Source organism: Paraburkholderia sp. (assembly GCF_035501035.1).
In the GTDB taxonomy this organism is placed as follows: Bacteria; Pseudomonadota; Gammaproteobacteria; order Burkholderiales; family Burkholderiaceae; genus Paraburkholderia.
In genome coordinates, this window is sequence record NZ_DATJWR010000482.1 from 1 (window position 1) to 2,061 (window position 2,061).

2 protein-coding genes and 1 pseudogene are annotated in these 2,061 nt (G+C 66.0%); all 3 read left to right on the forward strand.

Annotated features, from left to right (window positions below; genetic code table 11):
* Window positions 1-687 (forward strand): flagellar basal body P-ring protein FlgI (locus tag VMJ11_RS33165; RefSeq protein WP_325625344.1); only part of this gene is annotated, 687 nt, incomplete at its 5' end.
* Between the two features lie 10 nt (window positions 688-697).
* Window positions 698-1,687: a flagellar assembly peptidoglycan hydrolase FlgJ gene (flgJ, locus tag VMJ11_RS33170; protein ID WP_325625346.1), complete on the forward strand. Its 990-nt coding sequence runs from the start codon at window positions 698-700 to the stop codon at window positions 1,685-1,687.
* Between the two features lie 234 nt (window positions 1,688-1,921).
* A pseudogene (locus VMJ11_RS33175) lies at window positions 1,922-2,061 on the forward strand (flagellar brake protein); the annotation flags it as partial.

Sequence of the window (2,061 nt, forward strand, 5' to 3'; positions counted from 1 at the left end):
CAGGGCAACGTGGCCGTGGGCGGCGCGGGCGCCTCGGCCAACGGCAGCAAGGTTCAGGTGAACCAGCTCGCGGCGGGCCGCATCTCAGCCGGCGCGATCGTCGAGCGCGCGGTGGTCTCGCCCGTCTCGCAGCAAGGCGGCATCCTCACGATGACCGTCAACGACATGGATTACGACACGACCCAGCGTATCGTCGCGGCGATCAACAACATGTTCGGCGAGGGCGTGGCCATGCCGCTCGACGGCCGCACGATCCAGGTGCACGGCCCCGCCGACCCTTCAGCTCAGGTGGGCTTCATCGCGCAGGTGCAGGACCTCAACGTGACGCCGGCCCAGCCGGCCGCGAAGGTGATCCTGAACGCGCGCACCGGCTCGATCGTGATGAACCAGATGGTGACGCTCGAAAGCTGCGCGGTCGCGCATGGCAATCTTTCGGTGGTCGTGAACACGCAGACGGTGGTGAGCCAGCCGGGCGCGTTCTCGAACGGCAACACGGTGGCGGCGCGCCAGTCGCAGATTCAGCTGAAGCAGGACAACGGGTCGCTCAAGCTCGTGACGGCGGGCGCCAATCTCGCCGAAGTCGTGAAGGCGCTCAATGCGCTCGGCGCGACGCCGGCCGACCTCATGTCGATCCTGCAGGCGATGAAGGCAGCGGGCGCCCTGCGCGCCGACCTCGAGATCATCTAAGGGGTGAAACTTGGATAACACGAACAACGTTGGCGGCAGCCTCGACCTCACCAACCGCTTCGCGCTCGACGTGCAGGGCTTCGACGCCATGCGCTCGGCCGCCAACGCCTCGCCCCAGCAGGGCGTGAAGATGGCTGCCAAACAATTCGACGCCGTGTTCACGCAGATGATGCTCAAGAGCATGCGCGACGCGACGCCCGACGACAGCCCGCTCGATTCCAACGACAGCAAGCAGTTCACCTCGATGCTCGACCAGCAGCTCTCGCAGCAGATGTCGAACAAGGGCATCGGCGTGGCGAACGCGATGATCAAGCAGCTCATGCGCAGCATGGGCGGCGCCGATGGCGCAAACGGTGCCGGTGGCGCCGGCGGCGTGGCGGGCGCGATCGCGGGCCTCTCGGGCTCGGACGCGAACGAAGGCAACCTCGCCATGCTCAACGCGCTCGGCCGCGCCTACGGCAACGCGGCGGCCAACGGGTCGCTCGCGGGCGGCGCGGGCTACAGCGGCAACAACGCGCTCACGCCGCCGCTCAAGGGCAACGGCGACGCTTCGGTGGAGGCCTTCGTCGACAAGCTCGCCAACGCCGCGCAGCAGGCGAGCTCGACCACGGGCATTCCGGCGCGCTTCATCCTCGGCCAGGCGGCGCTCGAATCGGGCTGGGGCAAGCGCGAGATCAAGAAGGCCGACGGCTCGACGAGCCACAACGTGTTCGGCATCAAGGCGAGCAGCGACTGGGCCGGCAAGACCGTCTCGACGGTCACGACCGAGTATGTGAACGGCCAGCCGCACCGCGTGGTGGAGAAGTTCCGCGCCTACGACTCGTACGAGGACGCGATGACCGACTACGCCACGTTGCTCAAGAGCAATCCGCGCTACGCGCAGGTGATCAACGGCGCGAAGACGGCCGAGAGCTTCGCGCATGGCATGCAGCGCGCGGGCTACGCCACCGACCCGCACTACGCGAAAAAGCTTCTGACGATCATGCAGCGGATGGCGTAAGTTAGCCGGCCGAAAACGTTGCTTCGGTGCGGTAGCGGGAAGTTGCCGCGCCAGCGCTCGAGATGCCGGGAATGGGCGCGCTTTTTTTTTACGCCGAATCCCTAAATTTTTGGATCGGCCTGCCGCTAATGCAGGCGAGAGAGAAAAGCAAAACGGGTAGCACAACCGCCCGAACGGCGCGTACGGGGAAGGTCCACGCTCGCGCCGGCACGTTCACGAATTTCCGGCAAGCCGATGAATACCGTTCAGTCGAATCCACAGGAAGCAGGCGAGGGCGCGGAAGGCGCTCACGACTTTGGGCGCCGCAATCCGCTTGAGATCGGCGTCCAGCTACGCAACCTCGTCAATCGCGGCGACTTCCTGACCCTTCAGTA